This is a genomic window from uncultured Kocuria sp. (assembly GCF_947500125.1).
In the GTDB taxonomy this organism is placed as follows: Bacteria; Actinomycetota; Actinomycetes; order Actinomycetales; family Micrococcaceae; genus Kocuria.
The window spans coordinates 173,034-196,575 of sequence record NZ_CANMRA010000003.1 but is presented as its reverse complement, the minus strand read 5'-3'; the positions used below and the strand labels follow the sequence as shown (position 1 = coordinate 196,575).

22 protein-coding genes and 1 tRNA gene are annotated in these 23,542 nt (G+C 74.5%); 14 read left to right on the top strand and 9 right to left on the bottom strand.

Annotated elements, in window-relative coordinates:
* Window positions 1–5: 5 nt before the first annotated feature.
* The 3 genes from guaA to Q0817_RS03410 all read left to right on the top strand — a co-directional run bounded on the left by guaA (window position 6) and on the right by Q0817_RS03410 (window position 5,835).
* Window positions 6–1,613, top strand: coding sequence for a glutamine-hydrolyzing GMP synthase (gene guaA, locus Q0817_RS03420; RefSeq protein WP_298584426.1), 1,608 nt, complete (start codon window positions 6–8; stop codon window positions 1,611–1,613).
* Between the two features lie 132 nt (window positions 1,614–1,745).
* On the top strand, window positions 1,746–5,540 hold the full coding sequence (locus Q0817_RS03415; protein ID WP_298584424.1) for a hypothetical protein: 3,795 nt from the start codon (window positions 1,746–1,748) through the stop codon (window positions 5,538–5,540).
* Window positions 5,530–5,835 carry a hypothetical protein gene (locus Q0817_RS03410; protein ID WP_298584422.1) on the top strand — a complete coding sequence of 102 codons (306 nt, stop codon included), beginning with the start codon at window positions 5,530–5,532 and terminating at the stop codon, window positions 5,833–5,835. The genes Q0817_RS03415 and Q0817_RS03410 overlap by 11 nt, the downstream gene beginning before the upstream one ends.
* Here Q0817_RS03410 and Q0817_RS03405 read toward each other — a convergent pair.
* The 3 genes from Q0817_RS03405 to Q0817_RS03395 form a co-directional block, all read right to left on the bottom strand.
* On the bottom strand, window positions 5,804–6,520 hold the full coding sequence (locus Q0817_RS03405; RefSeq protein ID WP_298584420.1) for an SAF domain-containing protein: 717 nt from the start codon (window positions 6,518–6,520) through the stop codon (window positions 5,804–5,806). The two genes, Q0817_RS03410 and Q0817_RS03405, sit on opposite strands and share 32 nt — an antisense overlap.
* A gap of 131 nt (window positions 6,521–6,651) precedes the next feature.
* On the bottom strand, window positions 6,652–7,002 hold the full coding sequence (locus Q0817_RS03400; protein ID WP_298584418.1) for an FmdB family zinc ribbon protein: 351 nt from the start codon (window positions 7,000–7,002) through the stop codon (window positions 6,652–6,654).
* 63 nt (window positions 7,003–7,065) lie between these two features.
* Window positions 7,066–7,707 (bottom strand): 5-formyltetrahydrofolate cyclo-ligase, encoded by a 642-nt coding sequence (locus Q0817_RS03395; protein ID WP_298584415.1) that lies wholly within the window; start codon window positions 7,705–7,707, stop codon window positions 7,066–7,068.
* Between the two features lie 161 nt (window positions 7,708–7,868).
* Here Q0817_RS03395 and galU point away from each other — a divergent pair, with 161 nt between their 5' ends.
* From galU to Q0817_RS03375, 4 genes are all read left to right on the top strand, one after another.
* Complete coding sequence (gene galU, locus Q0817_RS03390; protein ID WP_298584413.1) at window positions 7,869–8,783, top strand: UTP--glucose-1-phosphate uridylyltransferase GalU; 915 nt, start codon at window positions 7,869–7,871, stop codon at window positions 8,781–8,783.
* A 14-nt stretch (window positions 8,784–8,797) separates the two neighbouring features.
* Window positions 8,798–9,430: a GNAT family N-acetyltransferase gene (locus Q0817_RS03385; protein WP_298584411.1), complete on the top strand. Its 633-nt coding sequence runs from the start codon at window positions 8,798–8,800 to the stop codon at window positions 9,428–9,430.
* A 155-nt stretch (window positions 9,431–9,585) separates the two neighbouring features.
* Complete coding sequence (locus tag Q0817_RS03380; RefSeq protein ID WP_298584409.1) at window positions 9,586–10,494, top strand: hypothetical protein; 909 nt, start codon at window positions 9,586–9,588, stop codon at window positions 10,492–10,494.
* Window positions 10,495–10,662: 168 nt separating this feature from the next.
* On the top strand, window positions 10,663–12,459 hold the full coding sequence (locus tag Q0817_RS03375) for a CYTH and CHAD domain-containing protein (RefSeq protein ID WP_298584407.1): 1,797 nt from the start codon (window positions 10,663–10,665) through the stop codon (window positions 12,457–12,459).
* Between the two features lie 111 nt (window positions 12,460–12,570).
* On the opposite strand, the gene Q0817_RS03370 is transcribed toward Q0817_RS03375, so the two are convergent.
* Window positions 12,571–12,643 (bottom strand) — tRNA-Ala (locus tag Q0817_RS03370).
* Between the two features lie 120 nt (window positions 12,644–12,763).
* Between Q0817_RS03370 and Q0817_RS03365 the strand changes: the two genes are divergently transcribed.
* Window positions 12,764–13,705 (top strand): LysR family transcriptional regulator substrate-binding protein, encoded by a 942-nt coding sequence (locus Q0817_RS03365; RefSeq protein ID WP_298584406.1) that lies wholly within the window; start codon window positions 12,764–12,766, stop codon window positions 13,703–13,705.
* Between the two features lie 13 nt (window positions 13,706–13,718).
* On the opposite strand, the gene Q0817_RS03360 is transcribed toward Q0817_RS03365, so the two are convergent.
* Both Q0817_RS03360 and Q0817_RS03355 read right to left on the bottom strand, forming a co-directional pair.
* Window positions 13,719–14,060 carry an antibiotic biosynthesis monooxygenase gene (locus Q0817_RS03360; RefSeq protein WP_298584403.1) on the bottom strand — a complete coding sequence of 114 codons (342 nt, stop codon included), beginning with the start codon at window positions 14,058–14,060 and terminating at the stop codon, window positions 13,719–13,721.
* Window positions 14,057–15,085 (bottom strand): mechanosensitive ion channel family protein, encoded by a 1,029-nt coding sequence (locus tag Q0817_RS03355; RefSeq protein WP_298584400.1) that lies wholly within the window; start codon window positions 15,083–15,085, stop codon window positions 14,057–14,059. The genes Q0817_RS03360 and Q0817_RS03355 overlap by 4 nt, the downstream gene beginning before the upstream one ends.
* 123 nt (window positions 15,086–15,208) lie before the next feature.
* Here Q0817_RS03355 and Q0817_RS03350 point away from each other — a divergent pair, with 123 nt between their 5' ends.
* Window positions 15,209–16,012, top strand: coding sequence for a DedA family protein (locus Q0817_RS03350; protein ID WP_298584398.1), 804 nt, complete (start codon window positions 15,209–15,211; stop codon window positions 16,010–16,012).
* Between the two features lie 9 nt (window positions 16,013–16,021).
* Here the strand turns inward: Q0817_RS03350 and Q0817_RS03345 are convergent, their stop codons facing one another.
* Window positions 16,022–17,062: a magnesium and cobalt transport protein CorA gene (locus Q0817_RS03345; RefSeq protein WP_298584396.1), complete on the bottom strand. Its 1,041-nt coding sequence runs from the start codon at window positions 17,060–17,062 to the stop codon at window positions 16,022–16,024.
* Between the two features lie 103 nt (window positions 17,063–17,165).
* On the opposite strand from Q0817_RS03345, the gene Q0817_RS03340 reads away from it, so the two are divergent.
* Genes Q0817_RS03340 through Q0817_RS03325 form a run of 4 tightly spaced genes read left to right on the top strand, consistent with a single transcriptional unit; the run spans window position 17,166 to window position 20,848 of the window.
* The gene (locus tag Q0817_RS03340; protein ID WP_298584394.1) at window positions 17,166–17,639 is read left to right on the top strand and encodes an NUDIX hydrolase; all 474 of its coding nucleotides are present in this window, start codon (window positions 17,166–17,168) and stop codon (window positions 17,637–17,639) included.
* The gene (locus tag Q0817_RS03335; RefSeq protein WP_298584393.1) at window positions 17,636–18,667 is read left to right on the top strand and encodes a glycine betaine ABC transporter substrate-binding protein; all 1,032 of its coding nucleotides are present in this window, start codon (window positions 17,636–17,638) and stop codon (window positions 18,665–18,667) included. The genes Q0817_RS03340 and Q0817_RS03335 overlap by 4 nt, the downstream gene beginning before the upstream one ends.
* 44 nt (window positions 18,668–18,711) lie before the next feature.
* Window positions 18,712–19,929, top strand: a complete 1,218-nt coding sequence (locus Q0817_RS03330; RefSeq protein ID WP_298584392.1) for a pyridoxal phosphate-dependent aminotransferase — start codon at window positions 18,712–18,714, stop codon at window positions 19,927–19,929.
* A 49-nt stretch (window positions 19,930–19,978) separates the two neighbouring features.
* On the top strand, window positions 19,979–20,848 hold the full coding sequence (locus Q0817_RS03325; RefSeq protein ID WP_298584386.1) for a PPK2 family polyphosphate kinase: 870 nt from the start codon (window positions 19,979–19,981) through the stop codon (window positions 20,846–20,848).
* A gap of 35 nt (window positions 20,849–20,883) precedes the next feature.
* Here the strand turns inward: Q0817_RS03325 and Q0817_RS03320 are convergent, their stop codons facing one another.
* Together Q0817_RS03320 and xseA are read right to left on the bottom strand one after the other, a co-directional pair.
* Complete coding sequence (locus Q0817_RS03320; protein ID WP_298584378.1) at window positions 20,884–21,168, bottom strand: exodeoxyribonuclease VII small subunit; 285 nt, start codon at window positions 21,166–21,168, stop codon at window positions 20,884–20,886.
* A 58-nt stretch (window positions 21,169–21,226) separates the two neighbouring features.
* The gene (gene xseA / locus Q0817_RS03315; RefSeq protein WP_298584372.1) at window positions 21,227–22,528 is read right to left on the bottom strand and encodes an exodeoxyribonuclease VII large subunit; all 1,302 of its coding nucleotides are present in this window, start codon (window positions 22,526–22,528) and stop codon (window positions 21,227–21,229) included.
* A gap of 63 nt (window positions 22,529–22,591) precedes the next feature.
* Here xseA and Q0817_RS03310 point away from each other — a divergent pair, with 63 nt between their 5' ends.
* Window positions 22,592–23,536: a hypothetical protein gene (locus tag Q0817_RS03310; protein ID WP_298584345.1), complete on the top strand. Its 945-nt coding sequence runs from the start codon at window positions 22,592–22,594 to the stop codon at window positions 23,534–23,536.
* The last annotated feature ends 6 nt before the right edge of the window (window positions 23,537–23,542 follow it).

The window sequence follows — 23,542 nt, the reverse complement described above, 5'->3', positions numbered from 1 at the left end:
CTAGGATGGAGGGCGTGACCGAAACAGCTGAGACCCGCACCGATCTGGAGCAGCGCCCGGTCCTGGTGGTCGACTACGGCGCGCAGTACGCGCAGCTGATCGCCCGCCGGGTCCGCGAGGCCAGTGTCTATTCCGAGATCGTCCCCCACACCTGGTCGACCGAGCAGATCCTCGCCAAGAACCCGGCGGCGATCATCCTCTCGGGCGGCCCCTCCTCCGTCTACGCCGAGGACGCGCCGCAGCAGGACGCGGCGCTCTTCGAGGCCGGCGTGCCCGTCCTCGGCATCTGCTACGGCTTCCAGGCCATGGCGCAGGCCCTCGGGGGGACCGTCGCCCACACCGGCGCCCGCGAGTACGGGGCGACCACCGCCACCGCCGTGGGCGGGCCCGCGGCCTCCATCCTGGAGGGCTCGCCCGGCACCCAGACCGTCTGGATGAGCCACGGCGACTCGGTCGTCGAGGCCCCCGCCGGCTTCGAGGTCCTCGCCTCCACGGAGACGACCCCGGTGGCCGCCTTCGCCGATCACGCCCGCCGGCTCTACGGCGTGCAGTGGCACCCGGAGGTCAAGCACTCCGTGCACGGGCAGCAGGTGCTCGAGCACTTCCTGTTCGAGGGCGCGCAGGTCGAGCCCACCTGGTCGACCGGCAACATCATCGAGGAGCACGTCCAGCGGATCCGCGAGCAGGTCGGCACCGCGTCCGTGATCTGCGGGCTCTCCGGCGGCGTGGACTCCGCCGTGGCCGCCGCCCTGGTCCAGCGGGCCGTGGGCGACCAGCTCACGTGCGTGTTCGTGGACCACGGGCTGCTGCGCGAGGGCGAGGCCGAGCAGGTCGAGCAGGACTTCGTCGCCGCGACCGGCGTCAACCTCTACGTCGCCGAGGAGAAGGAGCGCTTCCTCACCGCGCTCGCCGGCGTCACCGACCCCGAGCAGAAGCGCAAGATCATCGGCCGGGAGTTCATCCGCTCCTTCGAGGCCGCCGCGGAGGAGGTCGCCCGGACCGCCGCCCAGGAGGGCGAGCCCGTGCGCTTCCTGGTCCAGGGCACCCTCTACCCCGACGTCGTGGAGTCCGGCGGCGGGGAGGGCGCCGCCAACATCAAGAGCCACCACAACGTGGGCGGGCTGCCCGAGGACCTGCAGTTCGAGCTGGTCGAGCCGCTGCGCACGCTGTTCAAGGACGAGGTCCGGGCCGTGGGGCGCGAGCTCGGCCTGCCCCACGAGATCGTCGGCCGCCAGCCGTTCCCCGGCCCCGGGCTCGGCATCCGCATCATCGGGGAGGTCAGCGAGACCAACCTCGCGATCCTGCGCCGGGCCGACGCCATCGCCCGCGAGGAGCTCACCCGCGCCGGGCTCGACGACGAGGTCTGGCAGATGCCGGTCGTGCTCCTGGCGGACGTGCGCTCGGTGGGCGTGCAGGGCGACGGCCGCACGTACGGGCACCCCATCGTGCTGCGGCCCGTCTCGAGCGAGGACGCGATGACCGCCGACTGGTCCCGTCTGCCCTACGACCTGCTGGCCCGGGTCTCCAACCGCATCACCAACGAGGTCGAAGAGGTCAACCGGGTGGTCCTGGACGTCACGTCCAAGCCCCCGGGCACCATCGAGTGGGAGTAGGCCCGGGCGCGGGCCCAGCGCCCGCCCCGCACGGGCGGAACACGAGCAGCCGGGGTCGAGCGGTCCGCACGGACCGCTCGACCCGTGCGTGAGCGGTGCCCGGCCCCCGGGCCGAGGCGCAGGAGGAGAACCATGTCGATCGGAGCCGACCGCACCCCCCAGGAGTCGGACCCCTCCGGGGCGCAGCCCCCGCGCGTCTCGCTGCAGCCCTGGACCCGCCAGATGGACGCCTACACCGGTCCGGACACGCTGCTGGACTTCAACCAGGTCGACAACGTGTGCATCGACCTCACCGAGGCCAACTCCTCGGGCCAGGCGCAGCTGCTCATGGGCCGCCCCACCCGCCTGTCCACGATCGTGCACGAGCCCGAGGCCTACGGGCACGCCGTGCGCGCCGCCCGGGCCCTGCGCACCAAGACCCACGAGCTGTCCGTCAACCACGGGCTGGACGCCGCCTACCTCGCCGCCGGCACCGCGTCCTGGCTCGCCCGGCCCCGGGGCTCCGACCCCACCGGCGCCGGCCAGCGCCGCTGGATCGCGCCCGTCCTGCTCGCGCCCCTCGCGCTGAAGCCGCGCCCGGACCTCGACGACTTCGAGCTCCAGCTCGTCGGCCCCGCCCGGCTCAACCCCGCCATGGTCCGCCGGCTGGCCGCGGACCACGGCGTGGACCTGACCTCCGGGGACCTCGCCCGGCTCGCCTACGGCACCCGGCGGCTCGACCCGGCCCCCGCGCTCGAGACGCTGCGCACCCTGGCCGGGGCGGTGCCCGGGATGCACGTCGAGCACAAGCTGCTCGTCTCCACGTTCGCGGACCTGCACGACCGCCCCGCCGACCTGTCCGTCGTGGCCCGCACCGCGGTCGTGCGGGACCTCGCCCGGCTCAAGGACTCCGCGGTCGGACGAGTCCCCCAGGTCGAGGAGATCTCCAGCGACGCGCCCCCGCTCGACGAGCGCGACCCCGCCGACGAGCTGCTGCTGCTCGACGCCGACGGCCCCCAGCAGGAGGTCCTCGACCTCGCCGCGCAGGGGCACTCCTTCGTGGTGACCGCGGCCCCGGGCACCGGTCAGCTCGACACCGCCGTCAACACGGTGGGCACCCTCGTGGCCGCCGGCCGCACCGTCCTGGTCCTGGGGGAGCGGCGCACCACGCTCGCCGCGTTCGGGCGGCGGATGGACGGCCTGGGCCTGGGCACCGCCGTCCTGCCGCTGTCCTCGCAGCTCAGCGACGCCGACGTGGCCCAGCAGCTCATCCGGGCGGTCGCCCGCAACGAGCGGACGGAGCGCCCGGACCTCACCGAGCTGCACGAGACGCTGCGCACCAGCCGCGACCAGCTCGCCGAGCACGTGCGGTCCCTGCACACCGTCCGGCCGCGGTGGTCCGTCTCCCCGTACCGGGCCGTGCAGGCGCTCGCCGAGCTGACCTCCCGCCGGCCGGCGCCCGCCACGTCGGTGCGCTTCCCGCGCTCGGTGCTCGACGCCGTCGTCGAGCGGGGCGACGTGGTCGCCCGGCTCGAGCGCGCCGCCGAGCTCGGCGCCTTCGACGCCGGGACCCTGGCCGGGCCCTGGACCGGGGCGCGCCTGGTCAACGAGGACGAGGCCCGCCAGGCGCACCGGCTCGCCCAGTCGCTGCTGCTGGAGCTGACCACCCTCGAGACCGGGATGCGGCACGTGCTGACCACGAGCGGGCTGCGCGGCGGCACGACCGTGCCCGAGTGGGGCCGGCAGCTGCGGCTGCTGCAGGAGGTCCAGGACTCCCTGACCCGCTTCACCCCCGACATCTACGACCGGCCCGTGACGGACCTGGTCGCCGCCACCGCCGGGTCCGGCTGGCGGCGCGAGCACGGGATCGAGATGACCGGGCTGCAGCGCTCGCGGCTGCGCAAGGCCGCGAAGGAGTACATCCGGCACGGGGTGCACCTCACGGACCTGCACAGCGCGCTGCTGCGCGTGCAGTCGGAGCGGGAGCGGTGGCGGGAGTGGGCCACGTCGTCGAAGCACCCGGTCGTCTCCGAGCGCGTCGAGGAGCTCGCGGCGGTGCAGGCCCGCTTCGTGGAGGACCTCGAGGGCCTGGCCATCGCCCTCGAGGGATCGCCCACCGGCGACGACCTCCTCGGGCAGCCGATCGACCGGCTGCGGGAGACCCTGGACCGGCTCATCAACGACGAGGAGAACCTCGCCGTGCTGCCCGAGCGCACCGTCCTGCTCGACGAGCTCCGCGGCCAGGGCCTCGGCGAGCTCGTGGACGACCTCGTCCGGCGCACCGTGCCCCGCGAGGAGGTCCCCGGGGAGTTCGACCTCGCCTGGTGGCAGTCCACGCTCGAGGCCATGATCACCGGCGACGACTTCCTGGCGATGCCCGAGGGCCACGCCCTGCGGAAGGCGGAGTCCGTGTTCCGCCGGGCCGACGCCGCCCACGTCGCCTCAGGAGCCGGCCGCCTCCTGTGGGAGCTCGCCGACCGCTGGCAGCGCACCGTGCGGCGCTCCCCGCGCGCGGCGGCCGCCCTGCGCCGGATGCTCCGGGCGGGTGCCGCGCCGCTCGAGGAGGTCGGGTCCTCGGCGGGCGAGCTGATCGGCTCGCTGGTGCCCGTCTGGACGGCCAGTCCGCTGGTGCTCTCCGCGGCCCTGCCCGAGGACCACGAGTTCGACGCCGTGGTGGTGCTCGACGCCGAGAGCTCCCCGCTCGCGGCCGTGCTGCCGGCCCTGACCCGGTGCCGGCAGGTCATCGCCTTCGGGGACCCGCACCTGGGCCGGCCGCAGCCGTTCACGGTGGCCCCCACCGCGGTCCCCGCCCCGGGCGCGCAGCCGGTGGTCGAGGTGGACAGCGCTTTCGACGCCCTCTCCCGCGTGGTGCCGGAGCGGGCGCTGCGGACCGTGTACCGGTCCATGGACGAGCAGGTCTTCCGCCACCTCAACGAGCAGTTCTACGGCGGACGCCTGCACCGGATCCCGCACGGCGAGTCCGTCACCGGGGCCACCCCCGTCCTCGACGTGGAGTACGTCCCGGACGGCGTGGGCGCCCTGACCGCGGGGATCGAGGGCATCCAGGCGCCGGCCGCCGAGGTGCGGCGCGTCGTGGAGCTCGTCTTCGAGCACGCGGCCCGCCATCCGCGCCGATCGCTGGCCGTGGTGACGGCCAGCGCGGTGCACGCCGCGCGGATCGCGCAGGCCGTCCGGCAGCGGATGCGCGAGGAGCCCGGTGCCGCGGAGTTCTTCGCCCCGGGCCCGGAGTCCTTCCGGGTGGTCGACCTGCACCGGGCGGCGGGCATCGTGCGGGACACGGTCATCTTCTCGCTGGGCTTCGGCAAGACGGCCAACGGGCGCACCGTGCCGTACCTCGGGGCGCTGTCCGAGCGGCACGGCCGCCAGCACTTCGTGCTCGGGATGACCCGCGCCCGCCACACCACCCGCATCGTGACCTCGCTGCACCCGGGCGAGATGGAGGGCAAGGGCCTCCAGCACGGGGCCCGGGACTTCGCCCGCGTGCTCGCCGCGCACCTCGGCGGGCCGCCCCCGGGGGAGGAGGACGCGCGGGACACCCACGACGACGCCCTGGTGGTCGACCTCGCCCGCCGCCTCGGCGAGCGCGGGGCCTCGGTGCGGCTGCACTACGCGGGCGTCCTCGACCTGGTCGCGTGGGCCGGCACGGAGTCGATGTCCGCGGGAGCCGTGCTGCCGGGCCGGGCCCGCGCCGAGGACCGGCCGCTGCGGATCCCCGTGGCCGGGCAGTCCGACGGCTCGGCGGAGAACGCCGCCCTGTCCGTGCGGGAGCGCTCCCGGCTGCGGCCCCAGCAGCTCGAGCGCACCGGCTGGAACTACCTCACCCTGTGGACGATCGAGGTCTTCACCGACCCGGACACCGTGGCGGAGTTGATCCGGCGCTATCTCGGCCTGCCCGCCGGCGACCGTCGGGGCTCCCGTGCCGGCTGAGCCGGACCCGACGCGCAGCAGGGGACCCGTGCCGGGGGAGCCGGGTCCGACGCTCGGCGGGGCCCCCGTGCCGGCCGAGCCGGACCCGACGCCGCGGCAGGACGCGCCCGCGGTCCCGCGCCCCCGCCGGCGCGGGCCGCGGCGGGCCACCGGTGGCACCTTCACCGGGGCGGAGCCGCGCCTGCCCGGCCTGGACGGGCGGGCGCCCGGGACGGACGAGGAGGCGGCGGAGGGGCCGCGGGAACGGGAGCACGAGGAGTGGCTCAGGGCGCAGCGGCCTCCGCACTGGGGCTGATCGGCGCGGGGACGAGGACCACGGTGGTGCGCCCGGTGCCCCCGGCGCCGGCGAGCTGCGCGGAACCCTCGTGCGGGGCCCCCACCACCAGCAGCCCCTCCTCCTCGGGCGCCGCGGGTCCCGCGAGCAGGCCGCTGTCCCCGCCGGGGCCCCCTGAGGACACCCACAGCACGGGCAGGCCCCGGCCCAGGACGTGGCGCTCGCCCGGCGCGGCGCCGTCGGGCAGGTGGACGACGTCCACGTGGTCGCCCGCGCGCACGTGCCGCAGCACGCCGGGATCGTCGATGCGCAGGGTCACCGCCGTGACGCCCTCGGCCTGCCCGGTCAGCAGGCCCGGTCCCACGAGCGCGGTCTCCGTCAGCGGCTGCCCCGGGCCCACGGCGCCCGCGAGGACGCGCCCGGACAGCTCCGCGGGATCGGCGACGGCACCCTCCGGCGCCAGCCCGTGCGGATAGGCGGCCACCGCGAGCTGCTCGGGGGCGACCACCGCGCCGGCGGGCAGCGCCTCGGCGGCGGTGACCACCGGCAGCGTCCTGGTCTGGGGCGGGCCGAGCCGCAGGAGGACCAGACCGACGGCGAGGCCGAGGAGCAGCGAGGCCACCAGCCGCCGGCGCCGGGACACGACCGAGCGCAGGCGCAGGGACAGCGGATAGCGGCGTCGGACGGTCCGGGGGCGTCGGCTCATGCGCCGCACACTACGGCGCGGGCGTGCCGGCCCGCCGGTGCGCCGGGGCCGCCCGGGGAGGGGCGGGGACCGCCGCCGGGGAGGAGCAGCGCTGTGCAGTCCGGACGCCGGGACGGCGTCCGGGGACCGTCTCAGTCGGAGGATCCGCCCGTCGACGAGGAGGCGGACGAGGACGAGGAGGCGGACGAGGACGAGGAGGCGGACGATGACGCGCCGGCGGTCGCCGGGGTCGCGGCCGCCGTGGACGTCGCAGCCGGTGCGGTCTCGGCGGAGGAAGAGGAAGAGGCGCCGGAGTCCGTGCCGCCGGAGCGCGAGTCGTTGCGGTAGAAGCCGGAGCCCTTGAACACCACGCCCACCGTGTTGAACTTCTTGCGCAGGCCCCCGTCGCACTCCGGGCAGACGGTCAGGGCGTCCTCGCTGAACGACTGGCGGATGTCGAACGCGTGGCCGCAGTCCTTGCAGGCGTAGGCGTAGACGGGCATGGGTCCTCCTGGGAAGGGTCGACGAGTGCGCTCTCTGGCACTCGAAGGGGTCGACTGCTGATTCTACCGCGTTCCCGGGGCGGAGCCTGCGGGTCCGTCCAGGCGCACGGGCCCGTTCTCGGTGAGGGCCAGCGGCACGGGGGCGTCGAGCTCCTCGACGGGCACGGTCCCGGCGGGGAGGACCTCGTCGGCGAAGACGCACACCGCGGTGCGCAGCTCCGGGTGGGCCGTGCGGGGCAGCGTCGCCAGGAAGCGGTCGTAGTAGCCGCCGCCGAAGCCCAGTCGGGCGCCGTCGGGCGCCACGGCGAGCGCGGGCACGAGCAGCAGGCCCACGGAGTGCATGATCTCGGCGCCGTGGCGGGAGCCGACGGGCTCGCGCAGTCCACCGGCGCCCCCGCTGCGCTCGGGGGTGCCGGGCGACCACCGCGCCCACGAGAGCCGGCGCCCGGGCTCGCACACGGGCACCCAGATCCGGTGGCCGCGGTGGTGGGCGGTGACCAGGGCGGGCTCGAGGGGCGGTTCGGTGGGCAGCGGGAGGTACGCGGCGACATCGAGGTGCGGGCGGTCGGCGAGCAGCTCCGCGAGGTGCCGGCCGAACCCCACAGCGGCGTGCTCCCGGGCGGCCCGGGAACGTCGCGCACGGGCGGCCCGCAGCTCGCGGCGCAGCCGCGCCTTCGCCTCGGCGGGGGCACCGGGATCGGTCATCGTCGTGTCCGCTCCTGTCCGGCGCTCGGGCCGGGGAGGCGCCCCGGACGCGCCGGCCCTCCCGGGCCGGTGGTGCGAGGCTAGCCGTGGCCGCCGTGGCGATCAACCGTGCCCGGCCGGGAATCCGCTGGCCCGCGTCCCCGATCCGTTAGCCTGAGCCCATGAGTGGAAACAGCAACCCCCGGACGGTCCGGAAGGCCGTCATCCCCGCCGCCGGGCTCGGCACCCGGTTCCTCCCCGCGACGAAGGCCATGCCCAAGGAGATGCTGCCGGTCGTGGACCGCCCGGCCATCCAGTACGTGGTCCAGGAGGCGGTCGACGCCGGCCTCCAGGACGTCCTCATGATCACCGGCCGCTCGAAGCGGGCGCTGGAGGATCACTTCGACCGCGTGCCGGCCCTGGAGCACCAGCTCGAGGAGTCCGGCAAGACCGAGCTGCTCCGGGAGGTCGAGCACGCCTCCGAGCTCGGCGAGATCCACTACCTGCGCCAGGCGGACCCCAAGGGGCTGGGCCACGCGGTGCTGCGCGCCAAGATCCACATCGGCGACGAGCCCTTCGCCGTGCTGCTCGGCGACGACCTCATCGACGCGCGGGACTCCCTGCTCACCGAGATGATCGCGGTGCAGGAGCGCACCGGCGGCTCCGTCGTCGCGCTCATGGAGGTCCCGCAGGATCAGATCGGCTCCTACGGCTGCGCGGACGTCACCGCGGTCGAGGGCGAGGACTACGTGCGGATCAACGGGCTCGTCGAGAAGCCGTCCCCGGAGGAGGCCCCCTCCAACCTGGCCATCATCGGCCGCTACGTGCTGCCCCCGGAGGTGTTCGAGGTGCTCGAGAACACCGCCCCCGGGCGCGGGAACGAGATCCAGCTCACCGACGCGCTGCAGACCCTCGCCCAGCGCGAGGGCGAGGGCGGCGGGGTCTACGGCGTGGTCTTCAAGGGCCGCCGCTACGACACCGGTGACAAGCTCAGCTACCTGAAGGCCAACATCATCCTGGCCTCGGAGCGCGAGGACCTCGGGCCCGAGCTGTGCGAGTGGCTCAGGGAGTACACCCGGACCCTGCCGGTCGGCTGAGAGGCCTCGCTCCCGTGGCCGGACAGCTCCGGTGGCCCGTCACCGTCTCCTGGGGGGAGCTCCGGCTGCGCCCGCTGGCCCGGGGGGACCGGCGGGAGTGGGACGCCGTGCGCTCCCGCAACCGGGACTGGCTCGATCCCTGGGAGGCCACGAACCCCGCACCCGGCGGGCGGCCGCCCACGTTCGGGCAGTTCGTGCGGACCCTCGACCAGCAGGCACGGCAGGGCACGGCACTGCCCTTCCTGATCACGGAGCGGGTCCCGGGGACGGAGCGGTTCGGTCTCGTCGGCCAGCTGACCGTCTCCGGGATCTCGTGGGGCTCGTTCCTGTCCGCGTCCCTGGGCTACTGGGTGGACCGGGAGCAGGCGGGCCGCGGCGTGGCCCCCATGGCGGTGGCCATGGCCACCGACTACTGCTTCGAGGGACTCGGGCTGCACCGGATGGAGATCAACATCCGGCCGGAGAACACCAAGTCCCTGCGGGTGGTGGAGAAGCTCGGGTTCCGGGACGAAGGCCTGCGCAAGGACTTCCTGCACATCGACGGGCGCTGGACGGACCACCGCAGCTTCGCGCTCACCGCGCCCGAGGCCCCGGAGGGACTCGTCCGCCGGTTCACGGGATCGGACCGGCCCGCCGTGTGGCAGTGACCGGACCGGCCGTGTCCACAGGGATACCCACAGGCGCGCCCCCGCGGTAGTAGGCTGTTCCTCACGGCCCGAGCCCGGGCCCCGGACACGCCGGCGCAGTGCGCCGGCGGCTCACGTCCGCTCGATCCAGCGACCACAGAGGCAGGACCGCGACCATGATCTGGGTGAGCAGCTCGGCCGTGCTGGCCGTCGTGTGCGCGCTCTCGCTGTTCTGGGTCGCGCCTCGGCTGCAGCGCCGCCGGGAAGCCCCCGTCGAGGCGCAGGTCGAGACGGACGGCCCCGGTCCCGCCCCGGAGCGCCTCTCCGCGCCCATCGAGCAGCCCTCACCCGCGTCCCGCCGACGAAGGAACATCATGGCGACCACCGACACCGTCCCCCGGCCCGCCGACGGCGACCCCGGACGCTCCGGCACCGGGACCCTGCACATCAAGCGGGACCGCGCCGGGATCCTCCTCGCCGGGGGCGCCGCCCTCCTGGCCGGACTGGTCACTGCCGTCCTCGCGCCGTTCTCCGCCGCGGTGAGCTGGCCCTGGCCCGTGTTCCTGCTGCTGCTCGGCGCCGGTTCCGTCCTGGCCCTGCGCTACCTGGCCGTCCAGGACCGGGCCGCCCGCCGCGCCGCGCGTCCGGCGGTCCGGGCGCCGGCGGAGGAGCCGCACGCCCCCCGGGAGGACGTCGCCCTGTTCGACAACGAGCACGCCGTGGCCGAGGAGGTCCGCGAGCAGTCGCGCCTGGCCGCCGAGGACCTCGACCTCCCCGCCGCCGGCGAGCAGCCCAGCGCTCCCGCCGCGCCGGCCTTCACGGTCGAGGAGCTCCGGGCCGAGGCGCTCCGCGTGGCCCGTGAGGCCGCCGCCGCGGCGCCGGGCCGGACCTGGGAACCGGTCCCCGTGCCGCGGCCGACGTACGCCGAGGCCCCCGTGGTCCAGCGTCCGGAGCCGGAGCCCCTTGCGGTGCCGGAGCAGCCCACCGCCCGCTCCGCGAGCCTCAAGGACGCCGTGCGCACGGGCGAGGAGCAGGGCCGCGCCGCCCTCGACCTCGACGACGTCCTCAAGCGCCGCCGCGCCTGACCGAACACACCGCGCGGCCCGGGGGACCGGGCCGCACGAACCGCCGCACGCTCCCCCGGGAACGTGCGGCGGTTCGCGTTGCCGGGGGCCGCGCGCCGTCCCGGTATCATCGCCGCAACGGCCGGCCGCCGGAACCGGCGGCCGGTGGCCCCGACCAGGAGGACACCCATGACCGCCGTCGCCCAGCGCGAGGTCGAGCGCAAGTACGAGTTCCCGGAGGGCGCCGAGGCCCGCGTGGACTGGAGCGGACTGGAGGGGGGCACGGTCTCGGCGGACCCCGTGGAGCACCGCATGGAGGCCGTCTACCACGACACCCCGGACATGGCCCTGGGCCGGCGGCTGGTCGCGCTGCGCCGGCGCCGGGGCGGGGCCGACGACGGGTGGCACGTGAAGTTCGACGGCCCGGGCGGGCGCCACGAGCTGCAGGTACCCCTGCTGCGCACGCCGGACCGGATGCCCGCGTCCGTGCGCAACCTCCTCGCCGGGCTGACCGGCGGCCAGGAGCTGCGGCCCGTCGCGACGCTGCGCACCGTCCGGCAGGTGCGCATGATCAGTGACAGCACGGGGGCGGAGGTCGCCGAGCTCGCCGTGGACGTGGTCGATGCCGTCGACGAGCGCACCGGCACGGCACGGTCCTGGTCGGAGTGGGAGGTCGAGATCCTCGACGGCACGGTCCCCGAGGAGCGCCAGGAGCAGATCTTCGCCGCGGTCGAGGCCGTGGTCCTCGCCGCCGGCGGGAAGCCGTCCACCTCCCGGGCGAAGATCGCCCGTGCCCTCGGCGAGGAGGACGGCGACACCCCGGTGGAGGCGGCCCCGACGCAGCAGAAGCAGGGCAAGAAGGGCAAGCAGGGCGAGAAGGCGGAGAACGCCGGGCAGAAGGGGAAGAAGGACCAGAAGACGGGGAAGAAGAAGGACGAGGACACGGGGAAGAAGTCCAAGAAGAGGAACGGGAAGAAGAACGGGAAGAAGAAGGGGAAGAAAGCGGGCGGGGAGCCCGGGCCGGAGGTGCTGCGGGCCGTGCTCGGGGAGCTCGCGGAGCAGCTGGTGCTCTGGGACTTCAAGGTCCGCCTCGACGTGCCGGACGCGGTGCACCAGATGCGCGTGACCTCCCGCTCGCTGCGCAGCGTCCTCAAGGCGGCCGCGCCGTTGCTCGACGGCGAGGCGGCGGAGGAGCTGGACGCCAGGCTGCGCCGGCTCGCCCGTGCCCTGTCCGGGGCGCGGGACGCGGAGGTCACCGCGGAGCTGCTGGCCGGGCGCGTGGCGGAGCTCGACGGCCGGGTGGAGCCGGCCGCGGCGGAGAGCCTGCAGCGGCGGGCGGAGGAGCAGGCACGGACGGCCGCCGGGAGGGTGCGCCGGCAGGTGACCGGCCAGGAGCACCTGCGGCTCCTGGCGGACGTCCAGGACTTCGCGGCGGCTCCGCCCGTGACCGAGGACTGCGCCCGGCTCTCGGGGCGCGAGGTCTCCGACGCGCTGGTGCACCGGGCGCTGGGAAAGGTGGTGCGCGTGGCCGAGCGCGTCGCGGATGCGGAGCAGGACGGCGGGACGGAGCAGGCCGGTGGGAAGGAGCAGGCCGGCGGGACGGAGCAGGCCGGTGGGACGGAGCAGGACGGCGAGACCGGCGGGCAGCAGCGGCTGGAGCACCTGCACGACGTCCGCAAGGCGGTCAAACGCGTGCGCTACGTCGACGCCGTCCTGGACCGGACCGGGATGCGGCCGGGCAAGCAGCTGCGGCGGGCGGCCCGGGACGCGGAGGACTACCAGGACGAGCTGGGCCGGATCATGGACGCCGCGGTGCTGGAGCGGTGGCTCGCGGACACCGCGCGGGCCCTCCGGCGCACGGGGGAGGACCGTTACGCCGTCGGGGCGCTGCACGGCGCGGAGGTCGCCCGGCTGCATGCCGGGACCGACGGCGGGGCGGACGTGGTGGGGGTGCTCCTGTCCCAGCTCCGCGAGGACCTCGCCTGACAGGCCCTGCCTGACGGGCCACAGGAGCATCGGGTGCTCCGAGGACCCGGAGAACGGTCCGGGAACGACGAAGCGGGACATCCCGGTGGGATGTCCCGCTTCCTCGATCCGTGGAGCTAAGGGGAATCGAACCCCTGACCTTTTCATTGCGAACGAAACGCTCTACCAACTGAGCTATAGCCCCGGAGCAACCGTTCCATCCTATACACCCCGCGCCGGTTTCGCATCTCGGGTGACCGGCGCGTCCGGGACGGCTCCCGCCGGTGGTCGGGGAGCAGGCCCGGCAGTGGGTAGATTGGCCGCCATGGACGACACGCCCGGACCCCAGGAACCCGCAGCCGAACCGGCCGACCAGACGACCGGTGGGACGGCCGAGGAGACGGTCGGTGGGACGGCCGAGGAGACGGCCGACCTGGTCGTCGCCTTCGTCCCCGGCGTCATGCCCGGCAAGTGGTTCTTCCGGTGGCGGGACCGCAATCCCGGCCGCGTCCTCGTCGAGCACCCGCTGGAGGCGGACGCGTGGCAGGAGGAGCTCGGAGAGGGGCGCGCCCACGCGTGCTTCGTGCGGCTGCCCGCCCACCCGCGAGCCGGGGTCGACGACCTCACCGCGCTGCGCGAGCGGTACCGGGCGGTGGAGCTCTACGCGGAGCAGCAGGTCGTGGTGCTGCCCCGGGACCACGAGCTGACGCTGCTCGACGAGGTGCCGGTCGCGGAGCTCGTGGACGAGGTGCTGCTGCAGGAGCCCGCGACCCTGCCCGAACGGCACCGGCTGCGCTCCCCGGAGGCGGTCGCCGCCGACGCCCCGCTGCCCCCGATGCGCCATGCCCGGGACGCCGTCGAGCTCGTCGCCGCGGGTCTCGGGCTGGTGGTCGTGCCCATGTCCCTGGCCCGGCTGCACCACCGCAAGGACCTCGTCCACCGGGTGGTGCCCGACGCGGCCGCGGTGCCCGTGGCGCTGGTGTGGCCGCAGGACCTGCCGGAGGAGCAGGAGGAGCTCGTGCAGGACTTCGTGGGCGTCGTGCGCGGGCGGGGGCTCAACAGCTCGCGCGGCGGGGCCGCACCGCCGTCCCCGGCCGCGGAGGACCGGCCGGCGTCCGGCGGGAAGCCGGCGCGCGCGTCGTCGTCGCGCCGTGGGGGCCGGTCTCCGCAGGGGGCACGGCGGGCGGGCGGACCCCGGGGAGGGGCCCGGGGAGGTCGCGGCGGGCCCCAGGGCGGGCGCCGGACCGGCGGCCGCGGACGGCGCTGAGCGCGCGGGCGATCTACTGCTGCGCGGCGTCCTGCTGCTCGACGGCCACGGCCACCGTGTAGGACCACAGCTCCGAGGAGGTGCCCACGGGCCGGGGTCGCTCGCCCTCTCCGGCGGTGCCGCCGCCGTGGGACCGGGCGAAGTCCTGCGAGGACCGCCAGGCGTCGTAGGACTCCTCGTCGGCCCACCGGGTGAGCACGAGCCACTGCGTGCGCCCGTCCGTGGGCTGCAGCAGCTCGAAGCCCTCGAAGCCCGCGACCCCGGCCATGGAGTCGCTGTGGGCGGCGAAGCGCCGGCCCAGCTCGTCGCCGGAGTCGGCGGGGACGGTGATGGCGTTGATCTTGACGATGCTCATGCGTCCGATCCTGGCACATCGCGCCGGACGGCCCGGACCTGGCCCGTCTCCGGGGCACCGGGCGCGGCGGCGCCGGCATCGGCCTGCCGGATCACGGTCTGGTTCAGCAGGGGCACGTGCAGGCCCTCGCGGTCGAGCATCTTCTTGAGCCGCAGCCGCAGCGCCCGGGCCACGTCCCACTGCTTGAGGGGGACGGTGCGGACGGCCACGCGCACGGTGATGGACTCGCCGGTCACGGCCTCGACGCCCCACACCTCCGGGTCCTCGGTGACGTACTCGCCGACCTTCGGGTCGTCCCGCAGGAGGCCGGCCTCGTGCAGGATCAGCTCCGTCACCAGCTCGATGTTCGTGTCGTAGGGCACCGGCAGGTCGAGCACGCAGCGGGCCCAGCCCTGGGACTGGTTGCCCACGCGCAGGATCTCCCCGTTGCGCACGTGCCACAGGGTGCCGTTGACGTCCCGGACCTGGGTCACGCGCAGTCCCACGGACTCCACGGTCCCGCTCGCCTCGCCGAGGTCGACGACGTCCCCGATGCCGAGCTGGTCCTCCGCGACCATGAAGATCCCGGACAGGTAGTCCTTCACGAGGGACTGCGCCCCGAAGCTCAGGGCCACGCCGGCGATGCCGGCGGACGCCAGGACGGGACCGATGTCGTAGTCCAGCTCCGAGATGATCATCACGAGGGCGACCGCCCAGATCACCACGGTCGCCACGGACGAGAGCACCGACCCGATGGTGTGGGCGCGCTGGGACTGCCGTGCCCCGGCCAGGCCCGCGTCCTCGACCCAGCGCGGTCTGCCCCGCTCCATCCGGCGCACGATCCGCGACCGGCTGCCCCTCGCGATCCCCCCGGTGACCCTGCGGATCAGCAGCCGCACCACGGCGGCCAGGATCGAGGCGCCCAGCACCACCAGCAGGATCCGCAGCGGCTTGTCGAGCCAGAAGTCCCACATCGGGTCCAGGGCCGGCATGGAGGAGGACAGGGGCACGGGGGAGGACAGGGGGAGGAGGGCGGGGAGGAGCATGGGGGAAGCTTAACGAACCACGTCCGCGGCCCGGCATCCGTCCAGCCGCCCCGGAGGCGGGTCGGGCACAATGGTGGTCGCGCCCGCCGGGCCGCCACGCACCCCGCCCACCGCCGAGGACCCATGACTGCACCCAGCCCCGCCCCGACCGCCGCCCCCACCCCGGGCACTGCCGTTCTCGCCGCCCGGGACACCACCGTCCAGGACACCGCAGCCCAGGACACCGCAGCTCAGGACGCCGTGGCCCAGGACATCGTGGCGCAGGGCTCCGGCGCCGAGGCGATGGGCGGGATCGCCGACTGGGCCGTCGACGTCATGGAGACCATCGGGGCCCCGGGCGCCGGGCTGCTCGTCGCGCTCGAGAACCTCTTCCCCCCGCTGCCGTCCGAGGTGATCCTCCCGCTGGCGGGGTTCACCGCGAGCCAGGGCAGCTTCTCGCTGGGCGGGGCGATCTTCTGGACCACCTTCGGCGCGGTGGTCGGCGCCGTGGCCCTCTACTGGATCGGCGCGGCCCTCGGCCGCCGCCGGCTGCGGGCGGTCGTGGACCGGATGCCCCTCGTCGATCTGCACGACCTCGACCGCACCGAGGCGTGGTTCGAGCGGCACGGGAAGGCCGCGGTCTTCTTCGGGCGCATGATCCCGGTCTTCCGGTCGCTGATCTCGGTCCCCGCCGGCATCGAGCGGATGTCCTTCGGCGCGTTCGTCCTGCTCACCACGGCGGGCTCCCTCATCTGGAACACCATCTTCGTGCTCGCCGGGTACTACCTCGGTGAGAACTGGCACGTCGCCGAGCAGTACGCCGGTGTCTTCTCCCGGGTCGTGGTGGTCACCGTGGGGGTGCTCCTCGGCTGGTGGGTGCTCAAGCGGGTGCTGCGCAACCGCAGGGGCCTGTCCGACGCCGCCCGCCGGGAGCAGGGACGGCCGTGACCGCGGCGCTCACAACCACCGTTTGAGCCGGAATACGGTGTAGAGCACCACCCCTGTCAGGAGCATCAGCAGCAGGGCCATGGGATATCCCCACACCCACGACAGCTCCGGCATGAAGCGGAAGTTCATCCCGTACACGGAGCCGATGATCGAGGGCGCGAAGAGGATCGCCGCCCAGGACGAGATCCGTTTCATCTGCTCGTTCTGCTCGATCGCGGCCTCGTTCTGCCGGGCGGCGAGCTGGGTGGAGTCGAGCATGAGGGCGTTGGTGAGGGACGACTGGAAGGCCTCGACCTTGTTGTTGACGAAGATCAGGTGGTCCAGGACGTCCCGCAGGCTGTGCTGCAGCTCCTCGGCCGCGCCGGCCTCGGCGAGCTCCTCGAGGAACTGCCGCAGCTCCATCTCCAGCGGGGCGACCGCCCGGTGGAACGCACTGACCTCCCGGGTGAGCTGGTAGATGCGCCGCGAGACGACACCGTCCCCGGTGCCGGAGTACAGGGCGTCCGAGATCTCGTCGATGTCGTTCTCGAGGCCTTCGACCACGGGGTAGTAGTCGTCCACGGTCTGGTCGAGCACGGCGTAGAGCACGGCCTCGGCGCCGGTCCCCAGCAGCCGGGGCTGCGACTCCACCCGGGACCGGACCCGCCCGACCCGCCCGTGCTCGGACTGCCGGACGGTGAGCACGAAACCGGGTCCCGTGACGATGTGGATCTCCCCGAAGTCGACCGTCTCGGTGGCGTCCTGGTAGAAGGCGGGGCGCAGCACGGTGAACAGGGTGTCCCCGTAGCGGTCGAGCTTGGGCCGCTGCTCGGCCTGCCGGATGTCCTCCACGGCCAGGTCGTGCAGGCCGAACTGCACGGCCAGGGAGTCGAGCTCGTCGTCGGAGGGCCGGTGCAGGCCGATCCAGGCGAGGACGCCGTGCTCTCCCGCGTCGGTGCAGCGGGGGTCCTCGGCCCGCAGCCGGGCGAGCAGCCGGTAGGTCTCCTCGAGGGTGGCCGGGGACGCGATGCGCTGCCCGCCCCGGTAGACGGCGTTGTCGACGATGCTCACGCGCCCATTATCCCCGGACCGCAGGGGGCCGCCCGGGAGCCGCCCGGCAGCCCGCCGCGCGCGCCGTCGTCGGCCCGTCCCGGGCGTTCCTAGAATGGGGGGCATGAGTTTCCCCATGGACACCCGGGTGGGTGCCTACGCCGTCATCGTCCGGGACGTGTCGGTGCTGCTCAGCCACTGGAACCCGCGCCACCCCTCGCTGCGGGGGGCGTGGAGCCTGCCCGGCGGCGGCATGGAGATCGGGGAGCAGCCTGCGCAGACCGCGATCCGGGAGGTCCACGAGGAGACCGGGTTCACCGTGGAGCTCGACGAGCTGCTCGGCGTGCACAGCCGGCACATGGGCCCCGACGAGCGGCTGGACGGGCGCGGCCGGCCCTTCCACGCCCTGCGCGTGATCTACCGCGCCCACATCACCGGCGGGACGCTCACCTCGGAGCTGGACGGGTCCTCCGACGAGGCCCGCTGGTTCCCCCTGGCCGCGCTGGCGCAGCTGCCCCTGGTCAGCCTGGTGCCCGTCGGCCTCGAACTGGCCGGGCTCGTCGCCGCGGACCCCGCGCGGACGGGGGAGGGCCGGTGACCCGCCGTCGTGCGACCGCGGGACTGCTCGCCGTCGCGGCGCTCACCGGGTGCGGTGGGGCGGGCGAGGCCCCGGAGCCACCGCCGGCCCCCGTGACGTCCCCCGCCGCGGAACCGGTCCGGATCGCCGCGGGGCCCACCGGGCAGACGGCCGTGCTCGCCCACGTCTACGCCGGGCGGCTCCGGGAGGCGGGCTTCGAGGCGAGCGTGGTCGACGCCGGGACCGACCGCGCCGACTACCTCGGGGCCCTCGAGCGGGGCGACGTGGAGGTCGCCGCGGACTACTCCGGGAACCTCTACCTGCACCTGCGCGGCCGCGCCCCCGTGGGCCCTGCCACGGCGGCGCCCACGGTCGGTCCGACGCCCACCCCCACCCCGTCCCCCGCCGCCGAGGACGGCGGGCTCGCCGAGGACCTCTCCGAGCTGCTGGGGCTGGGGGAGGAGCGCGCCGACGACGACGACGTGCTGGCCGGTGTGCAGGACGTGCTGCCCGAGGGGCTGCGGACCCTCGAGCCGGCCCCGGCGGAGAACACGGTGGCGGTCGTCGTGACCCGTCCGACCGCCGTCGAGCACGGGCTCACCGATCTGGAGGACCTGGGCCCGGTGTGCGACGAGCTCGCCCTCGGCACCGACCTCGACTTCGCGGGCCGCTCCTACGGCCCGGAGGGGCTGGCGGAGGCCTACGAGTGCGTGCCCGGCCGGTTCGTGCCGTTCGGCGCCCAGGACGACCTCGTGGACGCGCTGCTCCAGGACCGGGTGCAGGCCGCGGCCCTGTTCACGGCCTCGCCCGCGATCGAGGACAACGCCCTCGTGGTCCTGGCCGACCCGCTCAACAACTTCGTCCCGCAGCGCGTGGTTCCCGTGGCCGTGGAGGACCTGCCGGACGCGGCAGCGGATGTCGTCGACGCCGTCTCCGCGCAGATCGGCACCGACGACCTGGTGCTGATGACCCGGATGACCTCCGCCCGCGATCCGTACACCCCGGAGGAGGCCGCGCGGTACTGGCTCGAGGGCGGCGACGACACCTGAGCGGCGCCCCGGGCGGCGCCCGGCCCGGGGGTAAGGTGTACCGCATGTCAGTGGTGAAGCAGTCCGACAAGCTCAAGAACGTCCTCTACGACATCCGCGGCCCCGTGCTGGAGCAGGCGGAGCACATGGAGGCGGAGGGCCACCGGATCCTCAAGCTCAACATCGGCAACCCCGCGCCGTTCGGCTTCGAGGCACCCGACGCGATCCTCGTGGACATGATCAAGAACCTGCCCAACGCGCAGGGCTACTCGGACTCCCGCGGCATCTACTCGGCCCGCACGGCCGTGGTGCAGTACTACCAGACGCGCGGGATCATGAACCTCGACACCGACGACGTCTACCTGGGCAACGGCGTCTCCGAGCTCATCACCATGACGCTGCAGGCGCTGTGCAACCCGGGCGACGAGATCCTGATCCCCTCCCCGGACTACCCGCTGTGGACGGCGTCGGTGGCCCTGTCCGGCGGCACCCCCGTGCACTACCGGTGCGACGAGGACAACGACTGGAACCCCGACCTCGAGGACCTCGCGGCGAAGATCACCCCCAACACCAAGGGCATCGTGATCATCAACCCGAACAACCCCACCGGCGCGGTGTACTCCCGCGAGGTGCTGCAGACCATCGTGGACCTCGCGGCCGAGCACGAGCTGATCCTGTTCTCCGACGAGATCTACGAGAAGATCACCTACGACGACGCCGAGATGATCAACACCGCGACCCTCACCGGCGAGGACGTGCTGTGCCTGACCTTCTCCGGGCTCTCCAAGGCCTACCGGGTGGCCGGGTACCGCGCCGGGTGGCTGGCGATCACCGGCCCCAACTGGAAGGCCGAGAGCTTCATCGAAGGCATCAAGCTACTCGCCAACATGCGCATGTGCGCCAACGTCCCGGCCCAGCACGCCATCCAGACCGCCCTGGGCGGGTACCAGTCGATCAACGACCTGATCCTGCCCGGCGGGCGCCTCAAGGCCCAGCGCGACCTCGCCCACCGGCGGCTCAACGAGATCGACGGCGTGTCCTGCCGGCAGGCCGACGGCGCCCTGTACCTGTTCCCCAAGCTCGACGTGGAGAAGTTCAACATCGTCGACGACGAGAAGTTCGCCCTCGACCTGCTCAAGGAGCAGAAGATCCTCGTCAGCCACGGCCGGGCGTTCAACTGGCCGGAGCCCGACCACTTCCGGCTCGTCACCCTCCCGTCCGTGGAGATGCTGGCCACGGCGCTGGACCGGATCGAGGAGTTCCTGAGCAACTACCGCCAGTGACCGGCGGGCCGTCCAGCGCGGCCCGCCCCGCATCCCCAGGAGGTCCCGCATGAGCGCAGCCGACCAGAGCCCCGGCACCGGGTTCGAACAGGACGTGCGGCCGCTGCTGCGCGCCCGGCCGGGGCTGTCCCTGGACGCCGTGGACACCGGTTCCACCCCGGGGTTCACGGGGAGCAAGAAGCACGGCAACGCGCTGCGGATCGCCCGGGACGCCGAACTGTCGGAGCTGCAGCGCCAGATCTACGCCAACGCCACGGTGGGCGCCCGGCACCGGGTGCTGCTCGTGCTCCAGGGCATGGACACCTCCGGGAAGGGCGGCGTCATCCAGCACGTCCTGGGCGGGCTCAGCCCGCACGGCGTGCACACCCACGGCTTCGGCCGGCCCACCGAGGAGGAGGCCGCCCAGCACTTCCTCCAGCGGGTCCGGCGCCAGCTGCCCCGCCCGGGGGTGATCGGCGCGTTCGACCGGTCCCACTACGAGGACGTCCTCGTGCCCGTGGTGCACGACGTGCTCGACGACCGGCAGCTCGAGCGGCGCTACACCGAGATCCGCCACTTCGAGCAGGAGCTCGCCGACGACGGGGTGGTCGTCGTCAAGGTCTTCCTGCACCTGGGCCTGGACGAGCAGCGCGAGAATCTCCTCGCCCGCATGGGCGACCGGACGAAGCAGTGGAAGTTCGACCCCTCGGACCTCGAGGCCCGCAGCCGGTGGGACACCTACCTGGCCGCCTACGAGCGGGCCATCGACGCGACCGACGCCGACCACGCGCCCTGGTACGTGGTGCCCACCGACCGGAAGTGGTACGCCCGGGCCGTGGTCCAGGACCTGCTGATCGCCGCGCTCAGGGGCCTGCGGCTCGACTGGCCGGACCCCGGCTACGACGTCGAGGACGCGCGCCGGCGCCTCGCCGCGCTCTGACTCCTGCCGGGCCCGTTTCCTGCCGCGCGCCGGGCTCAGCCGCGCCCGGCCTCCTCGTCGTCGCTGTCGGCGTTGTTCCCGTCGCCGTCCGCGCGCCGGGCACGGGCCGCGTCGAGCCGCTCGCGGGCGCCGTCGAGCCACTGCTCGCACCGGCTGGCCAGGGCCTCGCCGCGCTCCCACAGCGCGAGCGACTCCTCGAGGGAGGTGCCCCCGGTCTCGAGCCGGGAGACGACCTGGACGAGCTCCTCGCGGGCCTGCTCGTAGCCCAGGCCGGCGATGTCGGACAGGTCGGGTGCTGCGGGGTGGTCGGTGCTCGCCATGGGGGCGCCTCTCGTTCGGGACGGTCGGGATGTCGGTGCTGCGGAGGATCAGGGGGGATCAGGGGGAGCCGGGACGCTCGCCGGGGCGCCGGGCGGAGACGGTCTCGGTGCGCACGCCGAGCTCGCCCGCGGCCAGGCGCACCCCCAGCAGGTCCCCGGCGCGCACCGTGGCCGCGTCGGTGACCACGGCGCCGGAGGCGTCCAGGACCACGGAGTAGCCGCGCTGCAGGGTCTCCTGGGGGGAGAGCGCCCGCACCCGGGCGCGCAGGTGCCGCACGGCGTCGCGCTCGCGCAGCGTGCGGGAGTCCACGGCGGACAGCGCCCGGGTGCGCCACCGGTCCACGTCCTCCTCGCGGAGCAGGATCATGTCCTCCGGCTGGGCCAGGGCGGGCCGGGAGCGCACGGCGGCGAGACCGGCGGACTCCCGGTCCAGGAAGCCCCGCACGGCACGGTCCAGGCTCGCCCTCGCCCGGGCCACGCCGGCGCGCTCCTCGACGACGTCGGGGACGATCCGCTTTCCGGCGTCCGTGGGGGTCGAGGCCCGCAGGTCGGCCACCCAGTCGAGCAGCGGCTGGTCGTTCTCGTGCCCGATGGCGCTGACCACCGGGGTCCGGGCGGCCGCCACGGCGCGGATCAGGGACTCGTCGCTGAAGGCCAGGAGGTCCTCGAAGGAGCCGCCACCGCGGGCGATCACGATGACGTCCACCTCCGGCATGGCGTCGAGCTCGCGCAGCGCCTGGGTCACGGCGCGCACCGCGCCGGAGCCCTGCACCGCGACCTCCCGCACCTCGAAGTCCACGGCGGGCCAGCGCAGGGACGCGTTGCGGATGACGTCCTTCTCGGCGTCGGAGTTGCGCCCCGTGACGAGGCCGACCCGGCGGGGCAGCAGCGGCAGCGGCTTCTTCCGGGCGGCGTCGAAGAGTCCCTCCTCCGCGAGGACCCTCCGCAGCCGCTCGAGCCGCTCCAGCAGGTCCCCGAGGCCCACGGGCCGGATGCCGCGGCCCAGCATGGACAGCCGGCCGGTCTTGGCCCAGAAGTCCGGCTTGAGCTGGGCGACCACCCGCATCCCCTTCTCCAGCGGGCGGTCCAGGTGGGCGGTCTCGTTGGCGAACAGGGTCACGGGCACGGAGATCTCGGCGTCGACGTCCCGCAGGGTCACGTAGGTCACGCGGGCGCGCCGGTTGAGCTCGATGATCTGCCCCTCGACCCACGTGGGCGCGCAGCGGGCGATGTAGGCGTGCAGGTTCTCCGAGAGCATCCGCAGCGGCCACGGGTTCTCCGGGGTGGTGCGGTCCGCCCGCGACGGCAGCTCCCGCGCGCTCCCCGTGGGCGCGTCCTGCTGCGGCTCCAGATACGTCATGCCTCATGCTTACCACCCGACGGGGACAGCCGTGCGCGCGCTCCCCGTGCGTACAGTGGTCCCGTGAGCCCCTCAGCACCCACCGCTTCCGGACACCGCTCCCGACGACGCGCCACGACCGTCCTGCGCACCGGCCTCGGCACCGTCCTCGGCCTCGCCACCGCCTCCCTCGTGGCGCTGCTCGTGCCCCTGCACTGGGCCGAGGACACCGTGGTGTCCCGCGACGGGTTCACCCAGGTGGTGGGCACCCTCGCCGAGGACCGGCCGTTCCAGGAGGAGCTGGCCCGCACCGCCGTGGGACAGGCGACGGACCGGTTCCTGGGTGAGCGGGCCACCGGCGTGCCCTTCCTGGACCGGGCCCTGGAGAACCTGACGCGCCGCGCCGCGGACGTCGCCGTCGGCCTGACGTCCGATCCCGCCTACCAGCGTGCGTGGACGCAGAGCCTCGCCCGCACCCACGCGGCGAACGTCCCCGCCGAGGACGGGGTGGCGGAACCGCCCCGGGACCTCGTGCTCGACCTCGGCCCGATGCTCCACGAGGTGGACGCGGCCGTGGAGCGCACCGCGGGCGTGGACGTCGGGCTCTCCGACCGGGAGGGCACCATGACCGTGCCCGGCTCGCGCACCGGGCGCCTCATCGAGGCCGGCACCCGGCTCACCGACCTCGCCGTGCCGCTCACGTGGACCGCCGCGGTGCTCGCGGTGCTCGCGCTGCTGGTGACCCGGCACCGCTTCGCCACGCTCGCCGTGATGGGGCTGGGCTCGCTCGCCGGCCTGGGCGGGGTGTGGCTGCTCGTGGAGCACGGCGTGGAGCGGGCGAGCGGCGTCCTGGGCTCGGACCCGGTGGTCCGGCTCGCCGTCGACCGGGTCGCCGTCCTGCTCACGGGCTCCCTCGCCGAGCAGATGGTCACGGCCGCCTGGGCGGCAGGGATCACCGGCGTCGTGGGTCTCGTCGGGGCGATCCTGGTGTCGGGCGGATCACGGCGCGGGCGCCGCCCCACCGCGTAGCATGGA